Here is an 8604-nt window from a genome sequence, read left to right as displayed (position 1 = left end):
ACTAAAATTCTGTTGCCTAAAGCCTGTTTCCAATGTTGCTACCTTGGCGACGCTTTTTATAATATCATAGAGTTTTATAAAAGCGCAATAGCTTTTTTATAAAAAATTCTTTTTGGCTGGGAGACTGGAGCAGGAGGTGTTTGAATACCGGATTGCAGCCACTTGGCTGGGATGCGCTTTTCCCTAAAAAGAGTATTCTTTTCCGCGGATTGAGGGTTCTTTTCCCTAATTTATGCGTTCTTTTCCCCGGTTTATGGATTCTTTTCCCTAATTACCGTTGTTCATTCCTCTTTTTAATTTTTTCTCTATTAAAAACCAGCTGTGCCGGGGTTCGGACTCAGAACCCCCTTTTCCCTCTTTCTCTGTCTGAACTCGCCCCAACTTCGGACTCAAAAACGACATTTTCCCCATCTTCTGTCCGAACCCACCCCCAGGATCACAAACCAGCCAACCGCACACCCGCTTGTCCAGCCCCGTAAAAAAAGCCCCAATCAGGGCTTTTCCAATCAAGTATTAGTTTTGTCTCCATGGGCTGAGGACTACGTTTGTCTGTGTGCGGTCTGGGCCGACTGAGAAGATGGATAATGGAATTCCTGTCAGCTGGGAAACGCGCTCCAGGTAGTGGCGGGCATTGGCAGGAAGCTCATCGAGTGATTTGCAGCCTGTGATGTCCTCTGTCCAGCCTGGAAGCTCTTCGTATACCGGCTCACATTCAGCCAGTACTTTTAAGCTTGCAGGGAATTCTTCGATTACTTCTCCGTTATAACGGTAAGCTGTACAGATTTTTAATGTCTCAATTCCAGTCAGAACATCGATGGAGTTAAGGGAAAGATCTGTGATTCCGCTGACACGGCGGGCATGGCGGACAACCACGCTGTCGAACCAGCCGACACGGCGGGCACGGCCAGTTGTTGTACCATATTCACGGCCGACTTCACGGATTTGATTTCCGATTTCATTATCAAGCTCAGTCGGGAATGGGCCGTCTCCTACACGAGTCGTATAGGCCTTTGATACACCGACAACATGCTTGATTTTTGTAGGGCCAACGCCAGAACCGATTGTTACGCCTCCAGCCACTGGGTTAGAAGATGTAACAAATGGGTATGTACCCTGGTCGATATCCAGCATAACTCCCTGCGCACCTTCGAAAAGCACGCGGCGGCCGTCATCCAATGCGTTGTTAAGCACAACAGACGTGTCGCAGACATAATGTTTGATCTGCTGGCCGTATTCGTAGTATTCATCCAGGATGTCTTCAATTTTGAATCCTTCTGTTTCATAGAAGCGCTCAAGCAGGCGGTTCTTTTCTTCCAGGTTGCGCGCAAGCTTTTCTTCAAACACTTCACGGTCAAGAAGGTCCGCGATGCGGATTCCGTTGCGGGCTGCTTTATCCATGTAAGCAGGGCCGATGCCTTTTTTCGTTGTACCGATCTTGTTCGCACCTTTGCGCTCTTCTTCCACTTCATCAAGCTTCAGGTGGTAAGGAAGGATGACATGTGCTCGGTTTGAAATGCGCAGGTTGTCTGTTGTCACTCCCTTGTCATGAAGGTACGCCAATTCTTTTACAAGCGCTTTTGGATCGACAACCATTCCGTTTCCGATTGTACAAATTTTATCGCTATAGAATATTCCAGATGGAATTAAATGAAGCTTATAGGTTTCGCCATTGAATTTGATTGTATGTCCTGCATTGTTTCCGCCTTGATAACGTGCGATCACTTCTGCGTTTTCAGAAAGGAAGTCTGTAATCTTTCCTTTCCCTTCATCTCCCCACTGTGTTCCAACTACTACTACTGATGACATTAAAAAAGCACCTCCGGGAATCCCATGGTTTTAAAATTTATTTTCATTTTTAATTAAGTAACTTATTTCAACCATCTTAGTTTAACAAGGTGATGTGTGATAGTCAATAAAACACGAACAATTTTAATAAAAATATAAAAATATGTTCGTGAAACAATGAAAATATGAATATAAAAAAGAGGACTTGCTATATGCAGGCCCTCTTTATGCACCAGGCGGCGCGAATGAATCATCAAAGCGTTTCTCTAAGTTTACGAATTTATTATACTCTTTAACGAATGCCAGCTGAACGGTTCCAACCGGGCCGTTACGCTGCTTGGCGATGATGATTTCGATAATGTTTTTATCTTCGGATTCTTTGTCATAGTAGTCATCGCGGTATAGGAATGCCACGATATCGGCATCCTGCTCAATACTTCCCGATTCACGGATGTCCGACATCATCGGGCGCTTATCCTGGCGCTGTTCCACGCCACGGGAAAGCTGAGACAGGGCGATCACAGGGACCTGAAGTTCACGTGCCAGCTGTTTTAGGGAACGTGAGATTTCAGATACTTCCTGCTGCCGGTTTTCTCCTGAACGTCCGCTTCCAAGGATTAATTGCAGGTAGTCGATCAGAATCATGCCAAGCCCATGCTCCTGTTTGAGGCGGCGGCATTTGGAACGGATATCCTGGATGCGGACACCCGGCGTGTCATCAATGAAAATACCCGCATTTGACAGGCTTCCCATCGCCATCGTCAGTTTTCCCCAGTCCTCATCTGTCAGAGAGCCGGTACGAAGCCTCTGGGCATCAATATTCCCTTCAGCGCAGAGAATACGCATGACCAGCTGTTCGGCACCCATCTCCAGACTGAAGATCGCAACGTTTTCCCCGGTTTTCGTTGCTACATTTTGCGCGATATTCAAGGCGAAGGCTGTTTTACCTACGGAAGGACGGGCTCCGACAATGATGAGATCATTTCGCTGGAAGCCGGCTGTCATGCGGTCAAGTTCGGTGAATCCAGTCGCAATTCCGGTAATATCCCCTTTACGGTTATGCATTTCCTCGATATTATCATAGGTCCGCACCAATACATCCTTAATATTATGAAAAGCACCGGCGTTTTTCCGCTGTGCAACCTCCATAATATTTTTCTCTGCTTCCCCAAGCAGCACTTCCACTTCATCCTCGCGTGTATAGCCGTCCTGGGCAATGCCCGTCGCCGTCCGGATCAGCCTGCGAAGCAATGACTTTTCTTCCACGATCTTTGCATAGTACTCGATATTCGCCGCTGTCGGAACAGATCCGGCCAGTTCACTTAAATAGCTGACCCCTCCGGTATCCTCCAGCAGTTTTGCTGCACTGAGCTCTTCTGTCACGGTCACTAAGTCGACCGCTTTACCCTGGTCGCTCAGCTTCAGCATTACATTGAAAATTTTCTGGTGGGCCGCACGGTAGAAGTCTTCGGGTATCAAGATCTCAGATGCTTGTGTAAGAGAGGAGGGTTCAAGAAAGATTGCCCCAAGCACAGCCTGTTCCGCTTCGATATTTTGAGGCGGGAGCCGATCCGCGAATAAATCACTCATCTCATTAAACCTCCTTAAAATAAACATTGAGCAAATCTATATTTATATAAAAATCCTTTATAATCCCTTTAAAAAATGTGACCAGCAAATACTGATCACATTTTTAATCAACCCTTTTATTTTAACATGTTTATCGGCAAAAGCCACTTCCAATATTAGTTTATCGGCTTCGCTTTATGCTTCTTTTACATGCACGTTTAATGTTGCGGTTACCTCAGTATGAAGCTTGACTGGAACCTTTGTGTATCCAAGTGTGCGGATCGCATCTTCCATTTCGATCTTGCGTTTGTCGATTTTAATGCTGTGCTTCTTTTGAAGCTCTTCAGCAATTTGCTTGCTTGTGATGGAGCCGAAAAGGCGGCCGCCTTCACCTGATTTCGCAGTAAATTCAACTGTCAGCTTTTCAAGTGTTTCTTTCAGTTTTTTTGCATCAGCAAGCTCTTCAGCAGCAAGCTTTTCTTCTTTCTTCTTTTGAGCATTCAGGCTGCTGATGCTCGATTGGTTTGCTTCGACAGCGAGCCCTTGCTTAATTAAAAAGTTATTTGCATAGCCATCTGCTACATTTTTTACTTCGCCTTTTTTCCCTTTGCCTTTAACGTCTTTTAAAAAGATTACTTTCATTCCTTTTTTCTCCCTTCAAAGTATTCATCTATAGCCTCTTTTAATCGGACCTCAACATCATCAAGAGTTGCATCCTGAAGCTGTGTGGCAGCATTTGTTAAGTGCCCGCCGCCTTCGAGGTTCTCCATGATCACCTGGACATTGATATCCCCGAGGGAACGTGCGCTGACCCCTATCATGTTTTCAGAGCGGTTTGAGATGACAAATGAAGCAACCACGCCATCCATCGTCAGCAGAGTATCTGCCGTCTGGGCAATCAGCACCTGGTCAAATATCTGATCCGGCTCACCCTTGGCAATCGCAATGCCTTCTTTGTAAAATTGAACGGTTTCAATCAGCTTCGCCCGCTTGATGTAGGTATCTACATCCTCTTTTAAGAACTTTTGGACGAGAACGGTATCTGCACCCTGTCCGCGCAGGTAGGAAGCTGCATCAAACGTCCGCGATCCTGTCCGCAGTGAGAAGCTCTTCGTATCGACAATGATCCCGGCAAGCAGGGCAGTCGCTTCCAGCATTTCGATTCTGCCGTTTTTCGGCTGATACTCCAGAAGCTCTGTCACCAGTTCTGCAGTAGAGGAAGCGTATGGCTCCATATAAACCAGCAGCGGATTATGGATGAACTCTTCAGCGCGGCGGTGATGGTCGATAACGACAACATGTTCAATAACATGAAGCAGCTTTTCCTCAATCACCATGGATGGTTTGTGGGTATCAACAACCACGAGCAGGGTATCGTCCGTAGCAATTTCCATCGCCTGTTCCGGGGTGATGAATTTTGAAAAGAGCTCTTCATTCTTTTCAATTTCCTTCATCATCCTTCTGACGCCTGTATCAAGTTCATTGAAATTCACCACTACATAGCCTTCACGCTGGTTCAGGCGCGCCACCTTCTGAATGCCGATGGCGGCTCCAATCGCATCCATATCCGGGCTTTTGTGGCCCATGATAATGACTTTATCGCTTTCGGAAATCAATTCCTTCAGCGCATGGGAAATGACGCGTGCACGGACCCGGGTTCTTTTTTCAACAGGATTGGTCTTGCCCCCGAAGAATTTAACCTTCCCGTTAGTCTGCTTGATCGCCACCTGGTCTCCTCCGCGGCCTAATGCCAGGTCTAAGCTGGACTGGGCCAGTGAACCGAGCTCAGGAAGGGAAGAGACCCCAGTGCCGACGCCTACGCTTAACGTGAGCGGAACATTTTGCTTGGAAGTGGTCTCCCGGACATCATCGAGAATTGTGAATTTCCCTTTTTCAAGAAGCTGCAGAATATGTTCATTAAATACGGCGATAAAGCGCTCAGATGACACCCGCTTCAGGAAGACCCCATTATCCTGTGCCCATTTATTCAATATTTGGGTCACCAGGCTGTTGAGACTGCTTTTCGTCTGGTCATCCATCGCCTGGGTGAGCTCATCATAATTATCCAGGAAGATAATGGCGATCACTGTCCGTTCTTCCTGATACAATTTCTCTATTTCAGTTTGTTCCGTGACATCAAAAAAGTACAAAAGTCGTTCTTCCGGCTTATGGATCACCCGGAACTTGCGGTCATGAAGGGTAATGATTTCTGTTTCCACTTCTTGTTTGATCAGCGGAACAAGCGAATCCGCGACATCATAAAGCGATCTTCCGACTAGCGTATCTTCATCAAAGCAGGATGCTAAAAAAGGATTGGTCCATTCAATGTAATAATCATCATTAATCAGCATGATCCCAATCGGCATTTCCATCAGAGCTTCTTCGCCGACTTTTTTCACCCTGTAGGAAAGGGTCGAGATGTATTCTTCCGTCTCCTTCCGGTGCTTTTGATTCAGCTGAAAAAGGTAGTAGAAAGGAAGGATGGCCAGAAACAGCCCAATTAATGCAAAAAGCCAATTGTAGTACGCCAATATACCGAGAAGCACCACTGTTATGCCCATCAATCCAAAAATCGGATAGCGTATGGACCGCTTTTCTAAATACGAAGGCATGTTGTCAGCTCCTAAACAGTAGTGTTGTTCATCACTTTTTTCCTAATCTTTGCCTTAAATCAAATCCTAAATCAATTATACCTAATATCCTCACAATATAAAGGAGAAATGGGATAAGAAATGTAAATACAGCAGCAAGTACAGGCACAGCTTTCGGCCATCCCTTTAAATGACTGAAAAAGAAGATCAGGGACAGGCCTTGAATGACCATGAAAATCTGCAGAATGAATGCAATATTGACAAGGGCCATAAACCAGTAGCTTCCTTCTGACGGGTTAAAAAGGAAAGAAGCTATTATGGTAATGAGATAGTACCATAATATGCTTTTCGGCAGGCTCATTTCTCTGAATGGCTTAAAGCCTTCAACCTTAATACCGAATCGTTTGGCGATCGGAAAGGAAACAAGCTGAATGACAAAAACAGAAATGACCGATGTCATGACAAATAAACTCGGCGTTAATGTCTCAATCATTTTCAGGCCTGCTGTCAGCTGCTCGACTGCCTTATCTGCGTTCTGTCCAAAGCCTTCGAGCATTCCTTGTGAGATTTTAATGGACTCCTCCATCATGCCGATGCCTTCCTTAATGATATTGATATTAAAAAAGGCAACTGCTGCAGCATACTGAAGCAAAAGGGCTGCAAGGAATACCAGCGTGCCCGCAATAAAGGAAGAAGCCCGTCCTTTATTTTCCCTTATAAACATACCAATGACCGTGCCGGTCAATCCGAATGTCAGAGCAAAGAAAATTCCTGAAATGGACCCGATAATCAGGGAAAGCAGGACGCCTCCCGTCAAAAAGGCAACCGACATCATCCGGTTATTTTTTGCTGCAAACATAATAAACGGAAGAGCCAGGAAGAAAATTGAAACGACACTTAGAATCGGCACATAGAGCGAAATCAGAAGAAGCACGGCAAAAACTGCGAGAAGCACGGCACCTTCTGTTAATTTATGTACATTATTCATTGATACACCCCTCAAACTGTGTATCCAAAAAGGAGGAAATCTGTTTCCGGCTTTTTGAACCCATATAAGCTCTATTGTAGCTAGTATTAAATGCAGGTTCAACCTTCGCGATTTTAGAAGGGGTTTTAGCTTTAACACAACCCCGTACTAAAGGAGAACATAACAAAAAAAGACGCCGGATACCAGCGTCTTTCCATATTAATTATTCACCTGAAACGTATGGCAGTAATGCCATTTGGCGCGCGCGCTTAATAGCAATCGTTAATTTACGTTGGTATTTAGCGTTAGTGCCAGTTACACGACGTGGTAAAATCTTACCGCGCTCAGAGATGAATTTTTTTAGAAGATCCACATCTTTGTAGTCGATGTGAGTGATTCCGTTTGCAGTGAAAAAGCAAACCTTACGACGTTTAGCACGTCCTCCTCTGCGTCCTCCAGCCATGGTCAGTTACCTCCTTCAGCTTTTTATTTTATATATTTTCGTTCATAATCGGGCACTATTAGAATGGCAGGTCGTCATCGGAAATGTCGATTTGGCCGTCATTTGCGAATGGGTCCTGATCCACACGAGTATAGTTGCCCTGATTACGATTATCCTGGCGTTGATTCTGATTGCTGTTATTTCCAAATGGGAAATCCTGATCTCTTGGACCACCGTAGTTCGGATTACCGCCGCCCTGGCCGCCAGAACTATTCTTCGGCTCAAGGAATTGCACACTTTCAGCCTGGACTTCTGTCACGTAAACGCGCTTTCCATCCTGGCCTTCATAGCTGCGGGTTTGGATGCGGCCATCTACACCTGCAAGACTTCCTTTTTTAAGGAAATTCGCTACGTTTTCAGCTGGCTTTCTCCATACCACACAGTTGATAAAGTCTGCCTCCCGCTCACCTTGCTGATTCGTAAAAGTACGATTCACGGCAAGAGTGAATGAAGCGACAGGAACTCCGTTGGGGGTATACCGCAAATCAGGATCCCTTGTCAAACGTCCGACAAGAACAACACGGTTCATCATCAGAATCAACTCCTCTCGGTAAAATGTCTATATCTATTATTTTTCGTCTTTAACAACGATGTAACGGATGATGTCTTCGCTGATTTTAGCTAAACGAGTGAACTCGTCAACTGCTTTTGCTTCAGCATTAACGTTCATAAGCTGGTAGTAGCCATCGCGGAAATCATTGATTTCGTATGCAAGGCGACGCTTACCCCAATCCTTTGATTCAGAAATCTCCGCACCATTATCAGTTAAGATTGTGTTGAAACGCTCAACTAGGGCTTTTTTAGCCTCATCTTCAATGTTTGGGCGGATGATGTACATAACTTCGTACTTTCTCATCACTTTCACCTCCTTTTGGTCTAACGGCCCTTCAAAGGGCAAGGAGCAATATATTCATTACTCACAAGTTGAAATTATAGCACATTAATTATGCAAAAGCAATAACACTAGAGTGAATTGGAAGATGGAAGATTACTTTGAAGCCTCTTTTCGTATATATTGTTGTTTTTCATCCATCAATGTTGTCCGTTGATTTCCGCTCCAGGATGCTCGCTTTCCGCGGGGCAGGCGGTGAGCCTCCTCGACGCTTCGCATCTGCGGGGTCTCACCTGTCCCGCTACTCCCGCAGGAGTCTCGCACCTTCCGCTACAATCAACTCAGTAAATAAGATAAG

General features: G+C 45.3%; 9 protein-coding genes. 1 reads left to right on the top strand and 8 read right to left on the bottom strand.

Features of this window, described 5'->3' with window-relative positions; genetic code table 11:
* Positions 1-513 precede the first annotated feature (513 nt).
* The 8 genes from BFI01S_RS20010 to rpsF form a co-directional block, all read right to left on the bottom strand.
* On the bottom strand, positions 514-1806 hold the full coding sequence (locus BFI01S_RS20010) for an adenylosuccinate synthase (RefSeq protein ID WP_061794170.1): 1293 nt from the start codon (positions 1804-1806) through the stop codon (positions 514-516).
* 204 nt (positions 1807-2010) lie between these two features.
* On the bottom strand, positions 2011-3375 hold the full coding sequence (gene dnaB, locus BFI01S_RS20005) for a replicative DNA helicase (RefSeq protein ID WP_035328281.1): 1365 nt from the start codon (positions 3373-3375) through the stop codon (positions 2011-2013).
* A 174-nt stretch (positions 3376-3549) separates the two neighbouring features.
* Positions 3550-3996: a 50S ribosomal protein L9 gene (gene rplI, locus BFI01S_RS20000; RefSeq protein ID WP_061794169.1), complete on the bottom strand. Its 447-nt coding sequence runs from the start codon at positions 3994-3996 to the stop codon at positions 3550-3552.
* The gene (locus BFI01S_RS19995; RefSeq protein ID WP_061794168.1) at positions 3993-5966 is read right to left on the bottom strand and encodes a DHH family phosphoesterase; all 1974 of its coding nucleotides are present in this window, start codon (positions 5964-5966) and stop codon (positions 3993-3995) included. Before BFI01S_RS19995 ends, rplI begins: the two co-directional genes overlap by 4 nt.
* Before the next feature lie 31 nt (positions 5967-5997).
* On the bottom strand, positions 5998-6933 hold the full coding sequence (locus tag BFI01S_RS19990) for a YybS family protein (protein ID WP_061794167.1): 936 nt from the start codon (positions 6931-6933) through the stop codon (positions 5998-6000).
* 202 nt (positions 6934-7135) lie between these two features.
* Complete coding sequence (gene rpsR / locus BFI01S_RS19985; RefSeq protein ID WP_009332461.1) at positions 7136-7375, bottom strand: 30S ribosomal protein S18; 240 nt, start codon at positions 7373-7375, stop codon at positions 7136-7138.
* 58 nt (positions 7376-7433) lie between these two features.
* Positions 7434-7946 carry a single-stranded DNA-binding protein gene (gene ssb / locus BFI01S_RS19980; RefSeq protein ID WP_061794166.1) on the bottom strand — a complete coding sequence of 171 codons (513 nt, stop codon included), beginning with the start codon at positions 7944-7946 and terminating at the stop codon, positions 7434-7436.
* A gap of 36 nt (positions 7947-7982) precedes the next feature.
* Positions 7983-8270: a 30S ribosomal protein S6 gene (gene rpsF / locus BFI01S_RS19975; RefSeq protein ID WP_061794165.1), complete on the bottom strand. Its 288-nt coding sequence runs from the start codon at positions 8268-8270 to the stop codon at positions 7983-7985.
* A gap of 137 nt (positions 8271-8407) precedes the next feature.
* Here rpsF and BFI01S_RS23815 point away from each other — a divergent pair.
* On the top strand, positions 8408-8604 hold a 197-nt coding region (locus BFI01S_RS23815), incomplete at its 3' end, for a hypothetical protein (RefSeq protein ID WP_218008339.1).

Origin of the sequence: Cytobacillus firmus NBRC 15306, assembly GCF_001591465.1 — a bacterium.
In the GTDB taxonomy this organism is placed as follows: domain Bacteria; phylum Bacillota; class Bacilli; order Bacillales; family Cytobacillaceae; genus Cytobacillus; species Cytobacillus firmus.
The sequence above is the reverse complement of the archived record's forward strand: the minus strand, read 5'-3'. Positions and strand labels throughout refer to the sequence as shown.